Consider the following 23015-nt stretch of genomic DNA (forward strand, 5'->3'; position numbering starts at 1 on the left):
CTGGGCAGCCTTTAGGCTGCCCGTGTGACCGATACGGATACCGAATACGCCGCGTACATCGCGGGTCTTCCGCGAGTACTCGCCGGCGCCGCCATGCTGTTCAGGGATGCCGGGGGGCGTGTGCTGATCGTCGAGCCCAACTACCGGGACGGCTGGGCGCTGCCCGGCGGGACCGTCGAGTCCGACGACGGCGAGACCCCGCGCTCGGGTGCCCGCCGCGAGACGCTCGAAGAGATCGGCCTGGACATCGAACCGGGGCGGCTGCTGGCCGTCGACTGGGTACCGGGCAAGGCCCGGCCGCCGATCGCGGTGTATCTGTACGACGGCGGGGTGCTGGCCGAGCGGCAGCTCGCGGCGATCCGGCTCCAGGAGGAGGAGCTGCTGTCGTGGCGCCTGCTCGACCGCGAGGAGATCCCGGCGTACCTCCTGGGCTCGCTCGGCCTGCGGGTACAGGCGGCGCTCGACGTGGTGGAGTCGGGCGCGGGCACGGTGGAACTGGAGAACGGCCTCCCTCCGGGCACGCCCTGACCGAGGAGCGCGGGCGCGGGTGTGCCCCCGCGCCGCCGTCGGCCGGGGACCGATACGGGTGCGTGACGCTTATGCGCCATGTTCGCCCGGCATTGCCCCGCCGAACTCCCCTGCCCGGCATGATTCTTGAGTCCCGCGATCCCCGGAGGACTCATGCGAAGCCTGCGAAGCCAGACCCGCGGCCGGCTGGCGGCCCTGCTCACATCTCTGGTCGCCGTGTCGGTCTCCTTCGCCGGAAGCGGGGGCGGGGGTGTGGCGCACGCCCAGGACCGGGGCCCGGCAACCAGGCCTCCCGTGCTGCCGGCCGCCGTCGACGGCGGTGCCTGGCGGTCGGGTCATCTCCAGGGCATGGCCATCGACCGCGGCAAGGGCCACATGTACTTCTCCTTCACCAACCTCCTGGTGAAGACCGACCTGCGCGGCACACCCCTCGGCTCGGTCACCGGCTTCACCGGTCATCTCGGTGATCTGGACCTCAACGCGCAGGACGGCCGGATCTACGGCTCGCTGGAGTACAAGGCCGCGAAGGCCTTCTACGTCGCGATCTTCGACGGAGACCGCATCACCCGGATGAACATGGACGCCCAGTCCACCGGCGTGGTCTCCACGGTCCATCTCAAGGAAGTGGTCAAGGACTACACGGCCGACATGAACCGCGACGGGGTCTTCGACGGTGACATCGCGAAGACCCCCGACCACCGGTACGGATGCAGCGGTATCGACGGCGTCGCGTTCGGCCCCGCCTTCGACCGGCGCGGCGGTGTCCGGCTGACCGTCGCGTACGGGGTGTACGCCAACACCGACCGCCGGGACAACGATCATCAGGTGCTGCTCCAGTACGACGTCCGGCGCTGGCGGAAGTACGAGAGGCCGCTCACCGAGTCCGCGCCGCACACCAGCGGCCCGGCCGCGCCCGACGGCAAATACTTCGCGTACACCGGCAACACCACCTACGGCGTACAGAATCTGGAGTACGACGCACACAGCGGCGACTGGCTGCTGGCCGTGTACAAGGGCACGAAGACACGGTTCCCCAACTACTCCCTCTTCGTGGTCGACGGATCGAAGCGCGCCACCCTCGGCACCGTGCGTGGCCAACAGCGCCCGGAACGCGGACAGTTGCTGTCGCTGCTGCCCCGCGGCCTGCATCACGCGCCGACCGGGGTGTACGGCTGGGAGTCGGCGGGCCAGTACGGGCTGGTCTCGCTCGACGACGGCCGCTACTACCTCGCCGAGACCGGTACGGTCCAGGACGGCGGTGCCACACTCCAGACGGGCCGCGCCGTGATGCACCGCTGGACGGGCCGTACGCCGACGCCCTTCACCGCCGTGGGCGAGCCTGTCGCCTCCTGACGCACGGATTCGGCCAAGGACCCGTGCCGGGCCAATTCGTTCGCCGCGCGCGGACCCCGCTGCGTACGCTCGCCGTATGACTCTCGTCGCGATCCTCAGCGGCGCCGGGATCTCCACCGACTCCGGCATCCCCGACTACCGCGGTCCGAACGGGCTGTGGCGCCGCGATCCCGGGGCGGAGAAGCTTGTCACGTACGACCTGTACATGACGGATCCGGAGATCCGGCGCCGGTCCTGGCGGATGCGGAGCGACAGTCCCACACTGCGTGCCGAGCCCAACGGGGCGCATCGCGCGGTGGCGGAGCTGAGCCGGTCGGGGACGGCGGTCCGGGTGATCACCCAGAATGTCGACGGGCTGCACCAGCTCGCCGGGATGCCGGCCCGCAAGGTCCTCGAACTGCACGGCACCGCACGGGAGATCGTCTGCACCGGATGCCATGTGCGGTCGTCGATGAAGGAGGCGCTGGGCCGGGTCGCGGCGGGCGAGGAGGATCCGCGCTGCCTGGCGTGCGGCGGGATCCTGAAGTCGGCCACGGTGATGTTCGGGGAGCGGCTCGACCCCGAGGTGCTGGCGCAGGCGGTGGCGATCGCGAAGGCGTGCGAGGTGTTCATCGTGGTCGGTACGACCCTTCAGGTGCAGCCCGCTGCCTCGCTGGCGGGGATCGCCGCCGATCACGGGGCCCTGCTGATCGTGGTGAACGCCGAGCCGACGCCGTACGACGACCGCGCCCACGAGATCATCCGCGAGCCGATCGGTACGGCGCTGCCCGCGCTGCTGACGAGGTACCGCGGCGACCGGCCCGATCAGAACTGATCCGGTCAGAACAGGGTGGCGGTGGCCGGAACCCCGGTCGCCGCTCCCTCGAAGGCCAGCAGCCGCTGCTTGCGGTCGAGTCCGCCGCCGTAGCCGGTGAGGCTGCCCGTCGAACCGATCACCCGGTGGCACGGCACGATGATGCCGATCGGGTTCTTGCCGTTGGCCAGCCCCACCGCGCGCGAGGCGCCCGGCTTGCCGAGGAACTCGGCGAGGTCACCGTACGAGCGCGTCTCGCCGTACGGGATCTTCCGGAGCTGGTCCCAGACGCTGCGCTGGAACGGGGTGCCGTCGAGCCGCAGCGGCAGTTCGAACTCCGTCAGCTCTCCGTCGAAGTACGCGGTGAGCTGGCGCACGGCCTCGGCGAAGGGCCGGGGGTCGGGCTCGCCGAAGTCCTCCTCGGGCGGCCGGTGCCGCTGCCCGGCCATGTAGAGGCCCTTGAGGACGCCGTCGGCCGCGACGAGTGTCAGCGGTCCGTACGGACTGTCGATCACGGTGTGCGTGATGTGTGTGGTGGTCATGAGGGTAGATCCTTGCTTGCCGGACTGAACACACTTACCGGGTTGAAGTGCTTGTAGAAAAGGAACGCGCTTATACGGGAAGGCGGTTGATGGCATGGTCATCCGTCGCCCAGAGATACTGCACGGCATACGCCCGCCACGGCCGCCAGGCCGCCGCGCGCTTGGTGAGCGCGGCCGGGGTGGACGGCAGACCGAGCCGGTCGGCGGCCCGGCGGACGCCGAGATCGGTCGGCAGAAACGCGTCCGGGTCGCCCAGCGCGCGCATCGCGATCGCCTCGACCGTCCAGGGCCCGAACCCCGGCAGGGCGGTGAGCTGCTCGCGCGCCCGCTCCCAGTCGCTGTCGGCGCCGAGCCGCAGCGAACCGTCGGCGAGCGCGGCAACGAGGGTGATGAGGGTGGTACGCCGGGTGCGCGGCAGGGCCAGTGCCTCCGGGTCGAGTCCGGCCAGCGCCTCGGGGGCCGGGAAGAGATGCGTCAGCCCGCCCTCGGGGTCGTCGACCGGCACTCCGTGCGCGGTGACGAGCCGGGCGGCGTGGGTGCGGGCCGCGGCGGTGGAGACCTGCTGGCCGAGGACGGCCCGTACGGCGAACTCCGCCGCGTCGACGGTACGGGGCACCCGCCGCCCCGGCGCCTTGTCGACCAGCGGGGCGAGCTGCGGATCGGCGCGCAGTTCCTCGTCGACGGCGACCGGATCGGCGTCCAGGTCGAGCATCCGGCGGCAGCTACTGATCGCGAGGGTGAGATCGCGCGGGTCGGTGAGGGAGAGCCGGCAGGCGATGTGGTCGGGGCGCGGCGAGAGGGCGACGATGCCATGCCCGTACGGCAGGGAGAGCGTGCGCCGGTACGCGCCGTCGCGCCACTCCTCGACTCCGGGGACGGCGGTCGCGACGAGATGACCGAAGAGGTTGTCGGGGTTGAGGGGCGCGCGGAAGGGCAGTCGGAGCGAGATGACTCCGCGGGTGCCCTGCTGCTCCGGAGCCCTCGTGCCGCGCCCGCCGTGAGTGCTTCGCGCGCCACGTGACGCGCGCGTACGCAGCTCGCTCGGCGACAGCGCGAAGACCTCTCGGACGGTGTCGTTGAAGGCACGGATGGACGCGAAGCCCGCGGCGAAGGCGACCTCGGCCATCGGCAGCGCCGTCGTCTCGATCAGCACGCGCGCGGTCTGGGCCCGCTGGGCGCGCGCCAGCGCGAGCGGCCCGGCCCCCAGCTCGGCCAGCAGCTGCCGTTCGATCTGCCGGGCGGAGTACCCGAGCCGCCCGGCCAGACCGGGAACGCCCTCGCGGTCGACGACCCCGTCCTGGATGAGCCGCATGGCACGGGCGACGGCGTCGGCGCGGGCGTTCCACTCCGGGGAGCCGGGGCTGGTGTCGGGCCTGCACCGCTTGCAGGCCCGGAACCCGGCCTGCTGACAGGCGGCCGCGCTCGGGTAGAAGGTCATGTTCTCGGCCTTGGGCGGTACGACCGGACAGCTCGGCCGGCAGTAGATGCGGGTGGTCAGCACCGCGGTGAAGAACCAGCCGTCGAACCGCGCGTCCTTGGACCTCACGGCCCGTACGCAGCGCTCGGTATCGGTGTACATGAGCTCCAGCATCCGCCACTCGGGCCCGTCGGGCTGGCAGGAATCCGACATCAAGGTCCGAGCCCCCTGCCGCGCGAGTCCGGCGGCCGGGGACGACCATAGAAGACATGACCGATCTTCGATGAGACCCTCTCCGAGGAGCGCTCCCGTGTCCCAGGCCCTGCCCCCTGTCATGTCCGACCCCCTCACCAACCGCGGCACCGCGTTCACCGCCGAGGAGCGCGCGAGGCTGGAGCTGGTGGGACGGCTGCCCGACGCGGTGCTGTCCCTGGACGAGCAGCTTCAGCGCGCGTACGAACAGCTTCAGAGGCAGCCCGACGCGCTGGCCAAGAACGTGTATCTGGAGCAGCTCCACGACCGTAACGAGGTGCTGTACTACCGCGTCCTCGCCGATCATCTCGCCGAGCTGCTGCCCATTGTCTACGACCCCACGGTGGGCGACGCGATCAAGCGGTACAGCCATGAGTTCCGCCGCCCGCGCGGCGTCTATCTGTCCATCGACCATCCGCAGGACATCCGGCCCGCCCTCGAACACCAGGGGCTCGGTCCTGACGATGTGGACATGCTGGTGGTCACCGACGCGCAGGAGATCCTCGGAATCGGCGACTGGGGCGTCAACGGGGTGCAGATCTCGGTGGGCAAGCTCGCCGTCTACACCGCGGCGGCCGGCCTGCACCCGGACCGCTGCATCCCGGTCGTACTGGACGTGGGCACCGACAACGAGACGCTGCTCGACGACCCGCTCTACCTCGGCGTACGGCGCAGCCGCACGCGCGGAAAGCTCTACGACGAGTTCGTCGCTTCCTATCTGGAGACGGCCGCCGAGCTGTTCCCGCACGCCCTGCTGCACTTCGAGGACTTCGGCCCGGACAACGCCCGCCGGATCCTGGAGCAGAACGCCGGCCGCTACCGGATCTTCAACGACGATCTGCAGGGCACCGGCGCGATCACCCTCGCGGCCGTCGTCTCGGCGCTGAAGGTCACCGGAACACCGTTCAGGGACCAGCGGCTGGTGGTGTTCGGCGCGGGCACCGCCGGGGTGGGGATCGCCGACCAGCTCGTGGAGGCGATGGTCCGCGACGGCCTGGACCGGGACGACGCGGTGCGCCGGGTATGGCTGATCGACAAGCAGGGCCTGCTCACCGACGACATGGACGATCTGCGCGACTACCAGCGCGGTTACGCCCGGCCGGCCTCGGAGGCGGAGGGCTGGGCCGACAACGGCACGATCGGCCTGGCGGCGACCGTACGCAATGTACGGCCCACCATCCTGATCGGCACCTCCACCGTCCCCGGAGCCTTCACCCAGGAGGTGGTGACGGAGATGGCCCGGCATGTCGAGCGGCCGGTGATCTTCCCGCTGTCCAACCCCACCGAGCGGATCGAGGCGATGCCCTCCGACATCCTCGCCTGGACCGACGGCAGGGCGCTGACCACCGCGGGCATCCCGGTCGGCCCCGTCGATCTGAAGGGCGTACGGCATGTGATCGGGCAGGCCAACAACGCCCTGCTCTACCCCGGGCTCGGTCTGGGCACCATCGTGTCCCGCGCCCGCCGGGTCACTCCGGGCATGCTGCTCGCCGCCGCCGAGGCCGTCGCGGACCAGGCGCGGGTGGGGGCGCCGGGCGCGGCCCTGCTGCCGCCGGTGGCCGATCTGCGTGCCTCCTCCGCCACCGTGGCCGTCGCCGTCGCGCGGGCCGCGATCACCGAGGGGGTCGCCGAGAACCGTCCGGAGAACCTGGTGCAGGCCGTGCAGGACGCGATGTGGCAGCCGCGGTACGGGCCACTGCCGGGCCTGGCGGACGGAGGCTACGGCCGAGGCCGGAGCCCGGACGGAGGCGGTGCCCGATGAACTGGCGCGGGCGCGCAGGCGGGCGTCGGCATGCGCACGGGCATGGGCATGTGGACGGACACGGGCCGGTGGTACGGAATCTGCCCATCGGTATCGACGCCCGGGGCACCCGTACCGAGCGTGACTCGCTCGGCACGATCGAGGTGCCCGCGGACCGGTACTGGGGCGCGCAGACCCAGCGTTCCCTCATCCATTTCTCGATCGGCGACGACCGGATGCCCAAGGCCGTCTACCACGCCTACGGCTATGTCAAGAAGGCCGCCGCCCTGGTCAACGGCCGGGACGGGCGGCTGTCCGGCTGGCGCCGGGATCTGATCGCGAAGGTCGCCGACGAGGTGATCGCCGGCGATCTCGACGCGCACTTCCCGCTCTATGTCTGGCAGACCGGCTCGGGCACGCAGAGCAATATGAATGTCAACGAGGTCATCAGCAACCGGGCCATCCAGCTCGTCGGCGGCACCCTCGGCTCGCGTACCCCGATCCACCCCAACGACCACGTCAACATGGGGCAATCCTCGAACGACACCTTCCCCACCGCGATGCACATCGCCACCGTGCGGGCGCTGCACGACGAACTGCTGCCTTCGCTGGCCACGCTCACCGAGGCGATCTCGGCGAAGGCCGCCGCCTGGCGGGATGTCGTCAAGGTCGGCCGTACCCACCTCCAGGACGCGGTCCCGCTCACCGTCGGCCAGGAGTGGTCCGGCTACGCTTCGCAGCTCACCGACGCCCATGAGCGGGTACGCGCCACCCTGCCCGCGCTCCACGAGCTGGCGATCGGCGGGACGGCGGTCGGCACCGGCCTCAACGCGCCCGAGCACTTCGGCGCCGCGGTCGCCACCGAACTGGCGGAGCTGACCGGGCGGCCCTTCACGGTCGCCGCCAACCACTTCGCCGCCCAGGGCGGGCTCGACGCGATGGCCGCCGCCTCGGCCGGGCTGCGCGCGGTCGCCGTACCGCTGATGAAGATCGCCAACGATCTGCGCTGGCTGGCCTCGGGCCCGCGCTGCGGCCTCGGCGAACTGGCCCTGCCCGCCAACGAGCCCGGCAGTTCGATCATGCCGGGCAAGATCAACCCGACGCAGTGCGAGGCCATGGTCATGGTCTGTATCCAGGTGCTCGCCGAGGACAGCGCGGTCGCGCTCGCCGCCAGCCAGGGCAACTTCGAACTCAACGCGATGCGCCCGGTCATCATCAGCAATGTGCTGCACAGCGCCCGGATCCTCGGGGACGCGAGCGAGAAGCTGCGTGTGTACTGCGTCGAGGGCGCGGAACTCCACCGCGACCGTATCGAGGAGGATGTCTCCCGCTCCCTGATGCTCGTCACCGCGCTCTCCCCCGAGATCGGATACGACCGGGCCAGCGAGATCGCCCACCGCGCCGCCGAGCGGGGCGCCACCCTGCGCGAGACGGCCCTGGCCAGCGGCTATCTCACGGCGGAGGAGTACGACCGCGTGATCGACCCCCGCAAGATGGCCGGGCTCCGGGACTGACGCGCGGCGCCGACGTTCCCCGGCCGGCGCCCCCGGCGGGTCCCGGTCATCTGAACGGGTGTCGCTCACCGCCGGTCCGTGTCGCCGGGGTACCGGGCCGACCGGCCCGTGGACGATGCAGGAATGCCATCCTCCGCTCACGCCGCCGGGATCCTGGTCCGGGCCGCGGCCTCGGCCGGCGACCCGCCCCAACTGCTGCCCGCCCGGGAGCAGATGGCCTTCACACTGGGCTTCCACATCATCCTCGTACCGTTCGGGGTAGCGCTCACCGCCCTGATGCTCATCGCCAACTACCGCGGTCTGCGCCACAACGACGAGCAGGCCCTGCTCCTCGCACAGCGCTGGTCGAAGGTAGCCGCCGTACTGCTCGCCGTCGGAGCAATCACGGGCACAGTGCTGAGCTTCGAACTCGGCCTGCTGTGGCCCGGGCTGATGGGCCGGTACGGCGCCGCCTTCGGTTTCCCGTTCGCGATCGAAGGCATCTTCTTCTTCCTGGAAGCGATCTTCGTCTCGATCTATATCTACGGCTGGAAGCGGCTTCCGCCCTGGACGCACTTCTGGACGGGCGTTCCCGTGGTCCTGGCGAGCATGGGCGGTACGGCCGCCGTCGTCGCGGCCAACAGTTGGATGAACCAGCCGGGCGGGATCACCATGCGGGGCGGCCGGATCGTGGAGGTCCGCCCGGCCGAGGTGTTCTTCAACGGCGCCTTCTGGTTCGAGACGGTGCACATGATGCTCGCCTCCTACATCGTCGCCGGGTTCTTCGTGGCCAGTGTCTACGCGGTCGGCATGCTGCGGGGGCGGCGCGACCACTACCACCGGCAGGGCTTCCTCATCGGATTCGTCGTGGCCGCCGTAGTCATGCCCGTACAGATCTATGTCGGCGATGTGGTCGCGCGTCAGGTCTTCCAGGACGAACCGGCGAAGTTCGCCGCGGTCGAACTGCTTCCCGACACCGGGCGCCATGTGCCCGAGACGATCGGCGGCGTGCTGATCGACGGCGAGGTGCGGTACGGGCTGAGGATCCCGGACGTGGCGTCGCTCCTCGCCGGGTTCAGTCCGTCGACGGAGATCCGCGGACTCGACGCGATCCCGCCCTCGGTACGCCCGGACGACTCGGCGGTCAGCGTGGTGCATCTCGCGTTCGATGTGATGGTGGGAACGGCGTTCGCGCTACTCGCCCTCGCGCTCTGGTTCGCGTGGCTGTGGTGGCGCAAGCGGGAGGTGCCGAGGAACCGGTGGTTCCTGAGATGCGCCGCGGTGAGCGGAATCGTCGCCGTGGTGTGCCTGGAGAGCGGCTGGGTGGTCACCGAGGTCGGGCGGCAGCCCTGGACCGTCGTCGGCATGCTGCTGACCAGGGACGCGGTGACGACCCAGGGCAATGTCTGGCCGTTCTTCGCCGCGGCGCTGGCCATCTATTTCGCGGTGGGCACCAGTGCCGTACTGATCCTGCGGTCCCTGAGCCGGCGGTGGAGAGCCGGCGGGGACGAGCGGGACGAGGGTCTCGACGTGCCGTACGGTCCCGTACGGCCGCTCACCGACACGAACGCGGGAGAGGACGGGCGGGCATGAGCGACACCGTGTCGGTCCTGCTGTTCCTCGGCGTCATCGCCTACGCGCTGTTCGGCGGGGCGGACTTCGGCGCCGGATTCTGGGATCTGACGGCCGGCGGGGCGGCGCGCGGCAGCAGACCCCGCAAGCTGATCGACGTGTCGATCGGTCCCGTGTGGGAGGCCAATCACACCTGGCTGATCTACTGCCTGGTCATGCTGTGGAGCGCCTTCCCTCCCGCGTTCACGGCCATCACCACGACGCTGTACATCCCGCTGGGCCTCGCCGCCCTGGGCATTGTGCTGAGGGGCGCGGGCTTCGCCTTCCGCAAGGCGTCGATGCGTACGCCGGAGCAGCGGATCTACGGCGTGGCGTTCGCGGCGTCCTCGGTGCTCACGCCGTACTGCTTCGGCAGTGTGGCCGGTGCCATCGCGTCGGGACGGGTGCCCACCGCCGGCGCCGGTGATCCGCTGACGAGCTGGAACAATCCGACCTCGGCGCTCGGCGGGGTGCTGGCCGTGGCGGTGTGCGCCTATCTCGCGGCGGTGTATCTGACCGTCTCGGCGGCGCAGAACCACAGCCCGGAGCTCGAAGCGTACTTCCGGCGCCGGGCGCTGCTCGCGGGGGTCGTCACCGGCGCGGTCGGGCTGGCCGGGATCTTCGTTCTCCAGGCCGATTCCCCGCGTCTGTTCCACGACTTGAGCCATCGTGGACTGGCGCTGCTGATCATTTCGGCGCTCTGCGGGCTGGCCAGTCTCGCCCTGCTCAGGAGCGAGCGGCCGGTGGCCCTGCGCGCGCTGGCCACGCTGGCGGTGGCGACGGTGGTGTGCGGCTGGGGCGTGGCGCAGTACCCGTATCTGCTGGGGACTCATCTCCGTATCGACGAGGCGGCGGCACCGACGCCCACGTTGTGGGTGCTCACGGGGGTCGCCGTGGCGGCGGGTGCGCTGATCGCGCCTTCGCTGGCTCTGCTGTACGTGCTGCAGAACCGTGGCAGGCTGGAGACCCGGTCCTGAGGCTCCGGGAACTTCGCGGGCTTGGGGTCTTGGGGCTTGAGGTCTTGGGGGCCCCGGGGCTTCTGATGCGGCGAGGTCGTCAGGGGGCGGCCGCCACGCCGTACGGGCTGTTGCCGAGGGTGATGGTCGAGGTGACCTTGAGGGTCGCCGGGTCGATGACGGACAGCGTGCCCGCGCCCTGGTCGGTGACATAGACCGCGCCGGAGGTGGCCTCGACATTGAACGGGTCGGTTCCCGGAGGGCCCACATGGACGGTCCCGACGACCCGGTGGGAGCCTGTGTCGATCACGGACACGTCGCCCGGGCCGAGCACGGCGACGTACAGCCTCTTCCCGTCCGGTGCGAGGGCCACGTCGAAGACTCCCTCGCCGACCGGCACGGTGGCCGTGACCTTGCCGGTGCGGATGGAGAGGACCGAGACCCGGGCGGCCACCTCGTTGGCGACATACACCGACCGGCCGTCCGCGCCGACGGCGACAGCCACCGGAAAACTGCCCGCCGGGAGGGTACGGACGACTCGGCGCGTACGGGTGTCGATCACCGAGACACTGGCCGAGCCGGAGTTGGCGACATAGGCCGTGGCGCCGTCGCGCGCCACTGCCACGCCCACCGGGGAGACACCGACCGGAACGGTCGCGGTGACCCGGTTGGTGCGGGTGTCGAGCACGGAGACACTGTTCGCACCGCCGTTGGTGACATAGAGGGTGCGGCCGTCCGGGGTCAGCGCGACACCGCTGGGGTTCTTGCCGACGGACGGGGTCGCGGCGATCTTGTGGGTCCGGGTGTCGAGCACCGACACCCTGGCGGACTCGCTGTTGGCGATGTACGCGTGTTTGCCGTCCGGGGCGAGGGCGATGCCTTCGGGGCCGGTGCCGGCCGGGACGGTGGCGGTGACCTTGCGGGTCGTGGTGTCGATCACGGAGACCGTGTTGTCGAGCTGATTGGTCACATAGACCCGGCTCCCGGCGCCCTTCGGTGCGCCGGCGGAGGGCACCGCGACCGGGTCCTGCCGTACGGGGCCGGCCGCGGAACAGGAGGCGAGCAGGAGTGCGACGACTGTCCCGGTGGCAGTCCCCATGACCGGCCGGAGCGCCTTCGTGCGCCGCGGGTGCGAGTGCCGCGCGTGCGAGTGCCGGTGCGGGTGCGGGTTCTGCATGGTGCCTCCTGCGGGGCTGGGCCGTGGTCGTGACCGGGGCCGGTCCGTGGGCGGCGGTCAGACGAGGAGGCCACGTGCGTAGTAGTCCTGGCTGTCACGGACACCGGGCAGGGCGAAGAAGTAGCCGCCGCCCTGCGGCGTGATGTAGGGCACCAGCGCCTCGCCCTCCAGACGGGTCTGCATGGCGATATACGTGTTGAGCTCACGCTGGAAGCAGCAGAACGCATGGCCCAGGTCGAGCCCGCCGCGTACGTCCGGGCTGCGGTCGTAGTCATAGCTGCGGCGCAGGATGGCACTGGTCGACGCGGTCTCCGGGGTCTGCGGATTGGCCAGCCGCACATGGGAGTTCAGCGGGGTGATCAGGCCCTGCGGGTCATTGGTGTAGATGGGGTCGAGCTGGTCCGAGGCGTTGGGATCCGTGGCGTACATGGGGGCGCCGCTGGCCTTGCGCCGCCCGAAAATCCGCTCCTGCTGGGCGACGGTCAGCTTCTGCCACTCTTCGAGCTTGAAGTGCACGATGCGCACCACCTGGTACGTACCGCCGGCCGCCCAGCCGGGCTCGTCGGTGTGCGGCTGGACCCAGACCTCCTGGTTGAGCTGGGCGGTGTCATTGAGGTCCGGGTTGGCGATGCCGTCCTTGAAGCCGAACCAGTCGCGGGGGACACCGACAGGGCGCGACGGATTGCGCGTGCCGTTGATGCGCCAGCGCTCCTTCATACCGCCGCTGGTGTGGGTCAGGAGGTCGAGCAGCGCGTGCACGGTGGTGTCGCGGTTCGTCGCACAGATCTGTACGAGCATGTCGCCCTGGGAGAGGGCGGGATCCAGGTCGTCGTGGGCGAACGCCTTCATGGTGACGAGCTGGACCGGCTTGCGGGAGGCCAGTCCGTACCGGCCGTCGAAGAGGCTCGCGCCGAGGGCGACGGTGACGGTCAGATCGCTCACCGGTATCTCGGGGCCGAGGATGCCGTTGTCGGAGGGGGGCTTGTCCGGCGGTGTCCTGGGCGGTGTGCCGCCCGCGGTGAGAAAACGGGCCCGTGAGGTCAGGGTGCGGAAGAGGTCGGTGAGTGCCTGGCGGTCGTCGGCGGTCACATCGAACGCCATGAAGGTCACGTCCCGCTGCGGAAGGGTCACGATGCCGGCCTGGTGATAGCCGTGGAACGGGATCGGCTTGCTGTCCCGGACGGCGGTGCGGGCCGGGACGGCGGTGGCGGCGAGGGCAGTGGCACCGGAACCGTCCAGCAGACCGGCCCCCGCCGCTCCGGCGAGACCCGCGGCGACCGTGCCCTGGAGGAAGGAACGCCGGGCGAAGAATCCGGCCGGACACTCTCCTGCCGGGTACGCCGCTCCGGGCTCGTGCGGGGCCATGGGATCGCGCGGGGCCGCGGGGCGGGGCTGTCGGTTCTCGGTCATACGGTTCCCTCCTGGGACGGGACCGCCTTGCGCCGAACGTACCGGCCGCCCCGGCCACCCGCCATCGCCACCGCGGCCGGGCACACCCCTGCCCCGCCCGTGTCCGCGAGGGCCCCCGGCCCCCGTTCCGGGCACACGAAGTCACCTGGCGTACTGCCCCGAGGGAGTGAAGATCAGTACCAGGTGATTCGTCCGCCGCGTGGCTACGGCGCCTCGCCCTGGGAGATACCGGTGTGCGCGTCCAAGGCTTCGATGATCTCGGGCCAGAGTTCGCGGGGGCGGTCGTGCCCCATGTCGGCGAGCAGCAGAAGCTTCGCTCCGGGGACCAGTTCGGCGGTGCGCCTCCCGCCACTGGGGTCGATCAAGGTGTCGTCCAGGCCATGAATGACCAGGGTCGGCATGCGCAGTTCGCGGAGTGCCTCCGCGCGTGAGCCCCCGAGGACCATCGCTCCCATTTGCCGCCCGGCTCCGGCGGGGTAGTAGGCGCGGTCGTAGCTCTTGGCTGCCAGCTCACGGAGAAACGCGGGGTTGCCGTACTTCTTGGAGGCCCACACCATCTCCCGTTCCGCTGCCGCGATGTAGCCTTCGCGATCCGCTGGCTTCGGACTGGAGAGCACTGCTCGGGCCTCGGCGCTGGAGTGCCCGTACTCGGGCTCGCCGGTCGACGACATCATCGATGTGAGGGTCAGCACTCGCGTCGGCCGGCTGATGGCCATGGTCTGGGCGATCATGCCGCCCATCGAGGATCCGACCACATGAGCTTGTTCGATTCCAAGAGCTGTGAGCAGACCGAGGCCGTCGTCGGCCATGTCCTGGAGTGTGTAGGGCACCATCGCGGAGGCCGCGGCGATGTCTCCCGAGCTCACCGTGCTGATGAGTCGGCCCATGTCGACGGGGTGATCGTCGAACTTGGTGGACAGCCCGCAGTCGCGGTTGTCGTACCGGATCACATAGCGGCCACGTTCCGCGAGGGCGCGGCAGAAGTCCTGGTGCCAGGCGATCAATTGAGCGCTGAAGCCCATCACAAGCAGGACAGCCGGATCGGAGCGGTCCCCGAAAGTCTCGTACGCGATGGACACTCCGGGCGAGGCTTCAGTGATCGGCATGCCGGAAGTTTCCCGCATGGCCCGTCCACGCGCACCCATTTATCGACGGAACGTACCCCGGCCGCGGTCAACCCGTATGCCTGTGCGGACCGTTACGTCTTGTTGTTCTCGGTGCTGTACGAGCGCGCTCCCGTGCCGACGAGCTTGCCGCCCTGGACGATGAGGTACTCGTCACGGATCGGACGGCCCTCCAGCCAGCACTCCAGGATCTCCCTCGTTCCGGCGGCGTACCGGGCCTGCGCCGGGAGCGACGAGCCCGACATGTGCGGTGTCATCCCGTGGTGGGGCATGGTGCGCCAGGGGTGGTCGGCGGGCGGGGGCTGGGGGAACCACACGTCCCCCGCGTATCCGGCGAGTTGGCCGCTCCGGAGGGCGCGGACCACCGCGTCGCGGTCGACGATCTCCGCCCGGGCCGGGTTGACGATGTAGGAGCCCCTCTTCATCGAGCCGATGAGCTCGTCGTCGAACAGTTCCTCGGTGGCCGGTACGAGCGGCGCGTGGATGGAGATGACATCGCACACCCGCACCATCGAGCGGATGTCCTGGTGATAGGTGAGGTCGAGTTCCTCCTCCAGTTCGGTACGCCGGTGGCGGGAGCTGTAGTGGAGGTTCACACCGAACGGCTTGAGCCGGCGCATGACGGCTCGGCCGATCCGTCCGGCCGCGAAGATTCCCACGTTCATGGCTTCGAGGTCGTAGGAGCGTTCGACGCAGTCGGCGATGTTCCAGCCGCCCTTGATGACCCACTGATAGGAGGGGATGTAGTTGCGCACCATCGCGAGGATCTGCATCACCGTGTGCTCCGCGACGCTGATGCTGTTGCTGTAGGTGATCTCGGCGACGGTGACACCGTGTTCCATGGCCGCTTCGAGGTCGACGTGGTCGGATCCGATTCCCGCCGTGATCGCCAGCTTGAGCCTGGGGGCCCTCGCCATGCGCTCCGCCGTCAGATAGGCGGGCCAGAAGGGCTGGGAGATCACGACGTCCGCATCGGGCAGTTCGCGGTCGAGGACCGAGTCGGGCCCTTCCTTGTCGCTGGTGACCACCAGGGTGTGGCCCTCTTTTTCAAGGAAGGGGCGCAGGCCCAGCTCGCCCGAGACACAGCCCAGGAGATGGCCCGGAACGAAGTCGATGTCGTGCGGTGTCGGGACTGTCTGCCCGCCCGGATATCTTTTGATCTCGGGGATCGAGTTCCGGGCGTACGTCGGAGGATATCCGTCGACGGGGTCGTCATACAGCACACATACGATCTTGGACATACCGATCTCCTTGACCGTTCGGCGTAGTTGCGGATGCCTTGATCCCGAGCGGATCCCGGGCAGCCCGAAGCATCCTGTGAACTTCTTCTCCATCCATCTAAAGAGGCGGGTGCCACGCACGCAAACGGGCGAGCTGCGTTCCTGGCCGGAGCGGCATGGTGCACTGTGGTGCGGTGTATTCCCGTCGGACGGGCGATGGCCACCCTGCGTGCTGTGTGCGCAGCCGATTGACGTGAGCGGAGAGGCGTCTGAAATGTGGGATGATATTTTCGAACTACACATCACGGTCGTCGAAAAAGTAGCTCGGACGCTGCTGGTGTATGTCCTCATTCTGGTGCTGTTCCGCCTCACGGGAAAGCGCGGCCTCGCAGACCTCAACGCATTTGACTTCGTCGTCATCTTCCTTCTGTCGAATGTCGTCCAGAATGCGATCATCGGGGATGATCTCAGTGTGACAGGCGGCGTCATCGGTGCCGTCACATTGGTCGCGGCCAATGCCGCCATCAACCGCTGGCTGGCGGTCGACGAGCGGGTCGCTCACATCATCGAAGGAACTCCGACCACGGTTATCGAGGACGGAAAGCCCGTACGGAAGGCGATCAAACGTCTCGGATTGCGTTCCGATGAACTGAGCGACGCCGTACGCAAACAGACCGGCAGCGAGATCAGCAGCGTCGCCCACTCCCGCCTGGAGCCGGACGGACGACTTGTCGTCGTACTTCGGCGGGAGGAGAGGAGCGCGACCCGGAGCGACATCGACGAACTGGAACGCCGGCTCATCACCATCGAAGACCTTCTGAACGCCCGTACCCCAAAGGCCGATTGAAGAGGGCCGAGCAGAGCCGCTCTCGTTCCCCTGCCTCAGGTCAGGCGGATGGGGTGCGCGCCGATGTGGACACGGACGATCTGGTACGGGGGTATGCGGTCGTCGACGTTGTCGTTGAACAGCGGCGTTCTGGGCAACTGGTTCACGCTGACATAGAGATAGCCGTCCGCGGCCACGGCCAGCGTGTCCGGCCACAGCAGAGCGGGAGCGTGCAGAAGCGTCGACCAGTCACCGTCCGGGGCACGTTTGAGGACGGCGCTGTGTTCGTAGGCTGTCGCGTAGACGTTGCCGGCGGTGTCCGACTCCAGCCCGTCGGAGGCACATTTGTCGCCCAAGTCCACGACGGTCGCGGCGACTTGCTCGTCGCCGAGCGAGCGATCGATCAGGGCACTGGTCGGCACGCTGTAGAGACGCCGGCCGGAGAGCGGGCAGTAGTACAGAAGGGAACCGTCCGCACTGATCGCGATTCCGTCGGCGCCGACTGCGTAATTCTCCCGCACCACACCTTGGACGATCGCGCGGAAGCCGTCCGTCGCCCTGGTGGACACGTTCCCCCTCAGCCGGCTCCAGCTCCGCCCCGATCCGAGGTCGACGACGATGAGTGCGCCCTCGGGCTGGGAATCGGTGACGTACGCGTAGCCGGCCGTCCCACGGGAGAAATCGAAACGCACATCATTGAGATAGGTCGTCGAGTTCAGCGCCTCGGGGTCGAGGCGCACGATACGAACGACCTGATCGCGAACGGGATCGACCTCGACGAGTTTCGGCCCGTTCTCGACCCACGGTGCGAAGGAATGACTGCCCGTGTCAAGCAGCCAGACATGTCCTGCGGGATCGGTGATCACACTCTGCACGGAAACGAGACTGTCGGGACTGCCGCCCGGTGCCCATTTATTGATTTCGGCACTCGGATAGGCCTCGGCCTGGCCCTTCACCACTTCGGCGACGGTGTACGGAACGTCGTCACCCCACCGCGGGAAGGATACGAAGATTCGCCCCTCATCGGTCACGGTGACGCCCGTCGGCATCAGATCGGTGAACTCCGCGACCACCTCGTAGTCCGGGGCCACCCAGCTCCCCAGGGGAGGGATCACGTGTGCCGGATTGGTTGATCGAGTGGACATGGATCTCTCCTTACAGGGGATTCAGTGGAGGTCTCGCATGTCGGGAACAGCGTTCAGATGACCAAGATTACGCTCCCATGGACAAAGCCGCAGGTCTGCCGAATTCGCGACCCATATCCGCTCCGGACACTCCGGAATGGGGCTCGCGGTACCCGACTTTCCTTTCGCAGGGCCGTAGATCATGGCCCGAGCAAGGGCTACCCGATGCTCGGACACCGAAGATGCGGCCACCACCTAACGCGGCAGCCCCCTTGTGATCAGGCCCGCCGTGCGCCGGGTCGCCGCGACCACGTGGTCCGAGACGCCGTCGCCGCCCGGCACCATCACGGACACCGCACCGGTGTCGCGCGGCGAAATCCGCAGTGGGGCGGCGACACAACTGACATACGGGTCCGCCTCACCCGCGTCCAGCACGGGGCGCATGTCCCCCGAGTGGGCCGCGTCCTGGGCACGGATAAGGGCCAGCCGTCCAGTCCTGAGCCCGGTGGCGGTCGGCAGGCCGTCACGCACCGCCATCCCGGGGGCCGGCTCGACGGCCAGTGGCCGTACGCCCGGCAGGACCTCGACGATCAGTCCGCCACGCGGCACTTCGACGCTGAGCGCGACCAGCCCGCCGGTCACCTTTGCGAGTTCCATGAGCGGCCGCCGGGCCACCGCGCGCAGCCGGGGCTCGCCCGGGGCCGCCGAACCGAGCTGGACGAGGGTGGCGCCGATGCGCCACCAGGCACCGTTGCGTTCGACCGCGCCGACGTCCGCGAGTTGGCCGAGAAGCCGGGACACCGTCGTGCGTGGCAGGCCGCAGGCTCGCTGAAGGTCACTGGTGCGGGCAGCTCCGAGCTCACGCAACGCGGTGAGCAAGTCGAAGGCGCTGCCTATGACGGCGCGCGCCGACTCGGTACCGGGCGTGCCCGCCGCTATGTTCGGCAACACTCCGTCCATGAAGGAAGCCTCTCATGCGCCCGGTCACGGCAAGCATCGCCGCAGTACAGAGACCGCTAGGACGGTGCTGGTGCGAGCCGTGCACGGGCAGCGGCAGCGGCGCTCACGGTCATATCGGAAACTTCACCTGGGTGAGTTCCTCGGAGAGTTCCCAGAGGCGTGCCTGGATCGCCGTGTCATGGGATTCCTTGCTCGATCGGACGACCTTCGGGTGTCCCTTGCTTTCCAGGAATCCGCCCGGGCCGTAGTACTGGCCCCCCACGGCATCAGGGTCGGTGGCGGCGCGAAGGGCGGGCCACGCGCCCTGTTCGGAGGACTGGAACAGGAGCGGGCGAACGACCACGGCGAACGCCGCGCGAAGAACGGGGCTGAAACCGCCGATCGTCCTGCGGGCCCCTTCCGTGTCCGAACCGCCGGGGTGTGCGGCGAGCGCCACGGGTCCGCTCCGGCCGGAGAGGCGCCGCTGGAGTTCGTACGTGAACATGATGTTCGCCAGCTTCGACTGCGCGTACGCACCCGTTGTGCTGTATTGCCGGGCGGTCCAGTGAACGTCCTCCGCCACCCTGCCGTCGGTCCTGCGCTCATCAGCGCTGCTGACCGTGACGACACGTGAACCCGGTACGTCGAGCATCCGGTCGATCAACAGACCGGTGAGAGCGAAATGCCCCAGGTGGTTGGTGCCGAAATGCAGCTCGAATCCGTCGACCGTGGTCCGCTGCGGGACACGCATGACCCCGGCATTGTTGATGAGCAGGTCGAGGCGTGGATGCGCGGCCCGCAAGTCCTCCGCCGCCGCCCTCACGGAGGCAAGCGACGACAGGTCCAGCCGCTGCACCTCCACCCGCGCCTGGGGCGTTTCGCCGGTGATCCTCGCGCGTGCGCGGTTGCCCTTTTCCAAATCGCGCACCGCCAGCACCACGGTCGCCCCGCGAAGAGCCAGCGCTCGAGCCGCTTCGAAACCTATCCCTGAGCCGGCGCCGGTGACGACAGCGGTTCTGCCCTGCTGGTCAGGTATGCGGGCTGCGGTCCAACGCTGACTGGGCATATGTCCTCCACTAGAATCGGAGCGTCCGTTCCGCTTTGAAACGTACCGGAACGGTCGCTCCGCATACAAGGAGGGGACTTGAACCACGCCGCCAAGCCGCTGAGGGCGGACGCAGCTCGCAATCGGGCCCGACTGATCGAGGTCGCCACCCGGACGTTCGCCGAGGAGGGCGGCCAGGTGCCGATCCAGGAGATCGCGCGGCGAGCGGGCGTCGGAGCCGGGACGCTCTATCGGCATTTCCCCACGAAGGAGGCTCTTTTCGAGGCGATTGTCGCCGACCGGTTGCAGCAGGTCATCGACCGCGTGCAAAGCCGGGCCGCCGCGGACCCCGCCGAGGGGTTGTTCGTCTTCCTTGCCCACATGACCCAGCAGGGCGCTGTGGACCTGGGACTGCAGGAGGCGCTCTCCGGCAGCGGCTTCGACCTCGCGACCGCACTGCCGGAAGTGGAACGGACCTTCACGGCCACCATCGCCGGGCTTCTCGCCGCGGCCCAGAAGGCCGGAACCGTACGCGGCGATCTGGAGGTGGTCGACGTCAAGACCCTGATCGTCGGCCTTCAGGCGATGTGCCGTTTCCGGGGCGGTGGCGATGAGGTGACGGAGCGTATCGTTCCCCTCATGCGCAGATGCCTGTCGCCTGAAGACGCGCCCCTCGCGTAGGGGGCGCCCGGCGCATGGCGCGGAGTCACCCACCGCCCCGCGTTCGCCACGGGTGACCACTGAGCGGTCGCCGACCAGCCGTCCCGTGCCGGCTCCGCCTAGCGTTCGCCGCTATGAACGATCTCAGCACGACAGCCGACGTCGTACTCGTCGGTGCGGGACACAACGCCCTGGTTGCCGCTGCCTACCTGCTCCAAGCCGGCCGGAGCGTATGCCTGATCGACCGCATGGAACGGCCCGGCGGCTGGGTACGGACGGACGAGCTGGGTGCGCCCGGCTACCTGCACGACCGGTGGTCCGCCGTACATCCGGCGCTCGTCGGCGGCCCGGTCTGGGCCGAGCTGGGCCCGGATCTGCGCCGGCACGGCCTGGACTACGTGGTGGCGCCGCTGGCCACCGGGTCCTCGCTCCCGGACGGCCGGACGGCGATCGCGCCGGTCGCCCCGGAGGCGCTCGCCGCGGAGCTCGACCGGCTCGGCGAGTCCTCCGGCTGGGGCGCCCTCTTCTCCGGCGTCGGGCCCTACCTTCCCGCCCTGTTCGGCCTGCTCGGTGACGGCCTGGACGGTCCCGCCGCGCAAGCCGCGATCGCTGAGCTGCGCAGCGGAAGCCGGGAGAGCGCAATACCGTTCGAGCGCCTCCTCACAGGCGACGCGCTGGGGCTGGTGAATGAGCACTTCCGGACCGAGGAAATGCGTTCTCTGGTGGCGCCGTGGCCGTTGCACCTCGGCGCGGGCCCCGAGGCCCCCGGCAGCGCGCTGTGGGCGGTTGTGGCCCTGGCCACCTTCACGGTCGGCACTCCCACGCCGGTGGGTGGGTCCGGTCGGCTCGCCGAGGCACTGACCGACCTGGTCACCGAGCGTGGTGGCAGCATCCGCGTCGGGGTGGACGTGGACGAGATTCTCGTACGGGACGGCCGCGCGGTCGGCGTGCGGACCTCCGACGGGGCGACGGTCGGGGCGAATGAGGCGGTCGTCGTGTCGACGCCCCCGGACCTGCTGTACGGCCGGCTGCTGCGGAACGTACCGGGCATTCCCGACGGAGTACGCGGCCAGGCCGGGGCCTACCGCTACCGGCGCGGCTGCTTCCAGATCAATCTCGCCCTGTCCGCCCGGCCCCGGTTCACCGACAGCCGGCTCGACCAGGGCGGTGCGATCAACCTCGGACGCGGTGTGAGCACGCTGGTGACGTCCGTCCGGCAGGCCGAGGCCGGCGTGCTGCCGGAGCATCCGTCCGTCTCCTGGCACGAGCCGACCGCCGTCGATCCTTCTCGCGCCCCCGCAGGGCACGCCGTGGTGCGGCTCCAGGCGCTCGACGTACCGCACAGCCCGTCCGGAGACGCCGCGGGAACGTCCTACGGGGCCGGCGGATGGGACAGGGCGACGGCGGAGGCTTTCGCGGACCGGGTCATCGCGGAGGCCGAGCTGCACGCGCCGGGCCTCGCCGGCCTCGTCGTGGAACGCCACATCACAACGCCCGCCGACCTCGCACTGCACAACCCCAACGCAGGGCCCGGTGATCACGCGCAGGGAGACAACTCACTGGCCCAGGCGTTCACACACCGTCCCGTAGTGGCTCACAGCGGGGGTTACCGCACCGCTGTGCCCGGCTTGTGGCAGATCGGCGCCGCGACCTGGCCCGGCCCCGGTGTCAGCGGCAGCTCCGGCCGGAGCATCGCCCGCGTCCTCACACATGACAATTCCGCGTCGTGACCCGGCCCGCTCACACTCCGGTGTGCGGAGCAGGGCAACGGTCAGTGACCGGACCACAACAGAACTCAGGAAAGTGCACATGACCGCAAACGCCGACGCAGGCAACGGTATGACGGGCAACGGCATGACATTGGGCGAGACCACGATTGCTCGCGCCGTGGCCCAGATGCAGCGGGGCGGAAAGCTTCGTCCCGTTTATGAACTGTCGCACGTCTACTCCGACACGATGCCGCTGTCCCCGTTCGCAGAGCCGATCGGCATCACGTACAAACCGACCGAGTACATCGCCTCCCATGCCGGGAACGGCGAAGTACTGACGGGCCAACTGGGCAGCCAGGGAACGAAGATGGACGCCCTGGGTCATTTCGGATACCGGGATGCCGACGGGCGGACCGTCTATTACGGGGGACTTGAGCAGGCCGAGGTGAAACCCACGGACGACTCCCCGCTGCTGCGTCTCGGTATCGACGAGGTGCCTCCCATCATCACCAGCGGAGTGCTGCTGGACGCCACCCTTCTGAAGGGCCGGAGTCTGTTCGCCGGGGAACAGATCACGGAGCTGGACATTCGGGCGATGCTGGCGAACCAACGGCTCAGGGACCTCGCACCGGGCGATGCCCTGCTCATCCGCACCGGCTGGGAGGACAAGTGGTCGGACGGCAATCCCGATCCGTCGGACACCGCCTACTACCGCGCGGGGCCCGGCATCTCCCGTGATGCCGCGCTGTTCATCGCCTCCAGAGAAGTGGCCTGTATGGGAATGGACGTTCCGTTCCTGGACGCCGTGAGTGAGGGATATCTGCGGGGCGCCGCACAGGCGCCGGCCGACGCGCCTGCCGATCTGCCCTTCGTCATTCATCACGAGAACCTGACGCAGGCCGGCATCTACCAGATCCACAACCTGCGGCTCGCCGAACTCGCGGCGGACCGGGTGTACCTCTCGGCGACGATCATTCTGCCGCTCCGGATCAAAGGCGCCGCCCACTCGGCAGTCCGTCCGGTGGCCATCGGTGCGCCCCATGACGCCGCAACCGGCGACCAGATCCCGGCCGCGTAGCTACTGATGGCCGGCCG

The 23015-nt window shown here is 69.4% G+C and carries 20 protein-coding genes; 11 read left to right on the forward strand and 9 right to left on the reverse strand.

Annotated elements, in window-relative coordinates:
- The first annotated feature begins 24 nt into the window (after positions 1-24).
- The 3 genes from KQY30_RS06390 to KQY30_RS06400 all read left to right on the forward strand — a co-directional run bounded on the left by KQY30_RS06390 (position 25) and on the right by KQY30_RS06400 (position 2695).
- A complete protein-coding gene (locus KQY30_RS06390; RefSeq protein ID WP_254406973.1) occupies positions 25-528 on the forward strand; it encodes an NUDIX hydrolase in 504 nt (167 codons plus the stop codon).
- Positions 529-681: 153 nt separating this feature from the next.
- A complete protein-coding gene (locus tag KQY30_RS06395) occupies positions 682-1881 on the forward strand; it encodes a hypothetical protein (RefSeq protein WP_217305974.1) in 1200 nt (399 codons plus the stop codon).
- A gap of 76 nt (positions 1882-1957) precedes the next feature.
- Positions 1958-2695: a Sir2 family NAD-dependent protein deacetylase gene (locus KQY30_RS06400; protein ID WP_217305975.1), complete on the forward strand. Its 738-nt coding sequence runs from the start codon at positions 1958-1960 to the stop codon at positions 2693-2695.
- A 5-nt stretch (positions 2696-2700) separates the two neighbouring features.
- On the opposite strand, the gene KQY30_RS06405 is transcribed toward KQY30_RS06400, so the two are convergent.
- Positions 2701-3216, reverse strand: a complete 516-nt coding sequence (locus KQY30_RS06405) for a methylated-DNA--[protein]-cysteine S-methyltransferase (protein WP_217305976.1) — start codon at positions 3214-3216, stop codon at positions 2701-2703.
- A gap of 70 nt (positions 3217-3286) precedes the next feature.
- Positions 3287-4795 (reverse strand): AlkA N-terminal domain-containing protein, encoded by a 1509-nt coding sequence (locus KQY30_RS06410; protein WP_217305977.1) that lies wholly within the window; start codon positions 4793-4795, stop codon positions 3287-3289.
- 148 nt (positions 4796-4943) lie between these two features.
- Between KQY30_RS06410 and KQY30_RS06415 the strand changes: the two genes are divergently transcribed.
- The 4 genes from KQY30_RS06415 (at position 4944) to KQY30_RS06430 (ending at position 10707) form a co-directional block, all read left to right on the forward strand.
- Positions 4944-6647, forward strand: a complete 1704-nt coding sequence (locus KQY30_RS06415) for an NAD-dependent malic enzyme (RefSeq protein ID WP_302185302.1) — start codon at positions 4944-4946, stop codon at positions 6645-6647.
- 50 nt (positions 6648-6697) lie between these two features.
- On the forward strand, positions 6698-8140 hold the full coding sequence (gene fumC, locus KQY30_RS06420) for a class II fumarate hydratase (protein ID WP_254406974.1): 1443 nt from the start codon (positions 6698-6700) through the stop codon (positions 8138-8140).
- A 123-nt stretch (positions 8141-8263) separates the two neighbouring features.
- On the forward strand, positions 8264-9712 hold the full coding sequence (locus KQY30_RS06425; protein ID WP_217305980.1) for a cytochrome ubiquinol oxidase subunit I: 1449 nt from the start codon (positions 8264-8266) through the stop codon (positions 9710-9712).
- Positions 9709-10707, forward strand: a complete 999-nt coding sequence (locus KQY30_RS06430; protein ID WP_217305981.1) for a cytochrome d ubiquinol oxidase subunit II — start codon at positions 9709-9711, stop codon at positions 10705-10707. Before KQY30_RS06425 ends, KQY30_RS06430 begins: the two co-directional genes overlap by 4 nt.
- Before the next feature lie 79 nt (positions 10708-10786).
- Here the strand turns inward: KQY30_RS06430 and KQY30_RS37090 are convergent, their stop codons facing one another.
- The 4 genes from KQY30_RS37090 to KQY30_RS06450 all read right to left on the reverse strand — a co-directional run bounded on the left by KQY30_RS37090 (position 10787) and on the right by KQY30_RS06450 (position 15638).
- The gene (locus KQY30_RS37090; RefSeq protein ID WP_217305983.1) at positions 10787-11863 is read right to left on the reverse strand and encodes a beta-propeller fold lactonase family protein; all 1077 of its coding nucleotides are present in this window, start codon (positions 11861-11863) and stop codon (positions 10787-10789) included.
- A 57-nt stretch (positions 11864-11920) separates the two neighbouring features.
- Positions 11921-13273, reverse strand: coding sequence for a Dyp-type peroxidase (locus KQY30_RS06440; RefSeq protein WP_254406975.1), 1353 nt, complete (start codon positions 13271-13273; stop codon positions 11921-11923).
- A 203-nt stretch (positions 13274-13476) separates the two neighbouring features.
- Positions 13477-14379 carry an alpha/beta fold hydrolase gene (locus KQY30_RS06445; protein WP_217305984.1) on the reverse strand — a complete coding sequence of 301 codons (903 nt, stop codon included), beginning with the start codon at positions 14377-14379 and terminating at the stop codon, positions 13477-13479.
- A 92-nt stretch (positions 14380-14471) separates the two neighbouring features.
- Positions 14472-15638: an NAD-dependent formate dehydrogenase gene (locus KQY30_RS06450; RefSeq protein WP_217305985.1), complete on the reverse strand. Its 1167-nt coding sequence runs from the start codon at positions 15636-15638 to the stop codon at positions 14472-14474.
- 232 nt (positions 15639-15870) lie between these two features.
- Here KQY30_RS06450 and KQY30_RS06455 point away from each other — a divergent pair, with 232 nt between their 5' ends.
- Positions 15871-16464: a DUF421 domain-containing protein gene (locus tag KQY30_RS06455; RefSeq protein ID WP_254406976.1), complete on the forward strand. Its 594-nt coding sequence runs from the start codon at positions 15871-15873 to the stop codon at positions 16462-16464.
- A 35-nt stretch (positions 16465-16499) separates the two neighbouring features.
- On the opposite strand, the gene KQY30_RS06460 is transcribed toward KQY30_RS06455, so the two are convergent.
- The 3 genes from KQY30_RS06460 to KQY30_RS06470 form a co-directional block, all read right to left on the reverse strand.
- Complete coding sequence (locus KQY30_RS06460) at positions 16500-17588, reverse strand: SMP-30/gluconolactonase/LRE family protein (RefSeq protein ID WP_217305986.1); 1089 nt, start codon at positions 17586-17588, stop codon at positions 16500-16502.
- A gap of 234 nt (positions 17589-17822) precedes the next feature.
- On the reverse strand, positions 17823-18527 hold the full coding sequence (locus tag KQY30_RS06465; RefSeq protein ID WP_217305987.1) for a helix-turn-helix domain-containing protein: 705 nt from the start codon (positions 18525-18527) through the stop codon (positions 17823-17825).
- Positions 18528-18636: 109 nt separating this feature from the next.
- Entirely contained in the window at positions 18637-19572 is a 936-nt protein-coding gene (locus KQY30_RS06470) for an oxidoreductase (RefSeq protein ID WP_217305988.1), read from the reverse strand.
- A 78-nt stretch (positions 19573-19650) separates the two neighbouring features.
- On the opposite strand from KQY30_RS06470, the gene KQY30_RS06475 reads away from it, so the two are divergent.
- The 3 genes from KQY30_RS06475 (at position 19651) to KQY30_RS06485 (ending at position 22998) form a co-directional block, all read left to right on the forward strand.
- On the forward strand, positions 19651-20232 hold the full coding sequence (locus KQY30_RS06475) for a TetR/AcrR family transcriptional regulator (RefSeq protein ID WP_217305989.1): 582 nt from the start codon (positions 19651-19653) through the stop codon (positions 20230-20232).
- A gap of 113 nt (positions 20233-20345) precedes the next feature.
- A complete protein-coding gene (locus KQY30_RS06480; protein WP_217305990.1) occupies positions 20346-21941 on the forward strand; it encodes an NAD(P)/FAD-dependent oxidoreductase in 1596 nt (531 codons plus the stop codon).
- A gap of 79 nt (positions 21942-22020) precedes the next feature.
- On the forward strand, positions 22021-22998 hold the full coding sequence (locus KQY30_RS06485; RefSeq protein ID WP_217305991.1) for a cyclase family protein: 978 nt from the start codon (positions 22021-22023) through the stop codon (positions 22996-22998).
- Positions 22999-23015 lie beyond the last annotated feature (17 nt).

It is taken from the genome of Streptomyces sp. GMY02 (assembly GCF_019056675.1).
Classification (GTDB): Bacteria; Actinomycetota; Actinomycetes; order Streptomycetales; family Streptomycetaceae; genus Streptomyces; species Streptomyces odonnellii.

Coding starts and splice junctions, on each gene's coding strand:
- KQY30_RS06395 (WP_217305974.1), top strand. CDS start 682: ATGCGAAGCCTGCGAAGCCAGACCCGCGGCCGGCTGGCGGCCCTGCTC.
- KQY30_RS06400 (WP_217305975.1), top strand. CDS start 1,958: ATGACTCTCGTCGCGATCCTCAGCGGCGCCGGGATCTCCACCGACTCC.
- KQY30_RS06405 (WP_217305976.1), bottom strand. CDS start 3,216: ATGACCACCACACACATCACGCACACCGTGATCGACAGTCCGTACGGA.
- KQY30_RS06410 (WP_217305977.1), bottom strand. CDS start 4,795: ATGTACACCGATACCGAGCGCTGCGTACGGGCCGTGAGGTCCAAGGAC.
- KQY30_RS06425 (WP_217305980.1), top strand. CDS start 8,264: ATGCCATCCTCCGCTCACGCCGCCGGGATCCTGGTCCGGGCCGCGGCC.
- KQY30_RS06430 (WP_217305981.1), top strand. CDS start 9,709: ATGAGCGACACCGTGTCGGTCCTGCTGTTCCTCGGCGTCATCGCCTAC.
- KQY30_RS37090 (WP_217305983.1), bottom strand. CDS start 11,863: ATGCAGAACCCGCACCCGCACCGGCACTCGCACGCGCGGCACTCGCAC.
- KQY30_RS06440 (WP_254406975.1), bottom strand. CDS start 13,273: ATGACCGAGAACCGACAGCCCCGCCCCGCGGCCCCGCGCGATCCCATG.
- KQY30_RS06445 (WP_217305984.1), bottom strand. CDS start 14,379: ATGCCGATCACTGAAGCCTCGCCCGGAGTGTCCATCGCGTACGAGACT.
- KQY30_RS06450 (WP_217305985.1), bottom strand. CDS start 15,638: ATGTCCAAGATCGTATGTGTGCTGTATGACGACCCCGTCGACGGATAT.
- KQY30_RS06460 (WP_217305986.1), bottom strand. CDS start 17,588: ATGTCCACTCGATCAACCAATCCGGCACACGTGATCCCTCCCCTGGGG.
- KQY30_RS06465 (WP_217305987.1), bottom strand. CDS start 18,527: ATGGACGGAGTGTTGCCGAACATAGCGGCGGGCACGCCCGGTACCGAG.
- KQY30_RS06470 (WP_217305988.1), bottom strand. CDS start 19,572: ATGCCCAGTCAGCGTTGGACCGCAGCCCGCATACCTGACCAGCAGGGC.
- KQY30_RS06480 (WP_217305990.1), top strand. CDS start 20,346: ATGAACGATCTCAGCACGACAGCCGACGTCGTACTCGTCGGTGCGGGA.
- KQY30_RS06485 (WP_217305991.1), top strand. CDS start 22,021: ATGACCGCAAACGCCGACGCAGGCAACGGTATGACGGGCAACGGCATG.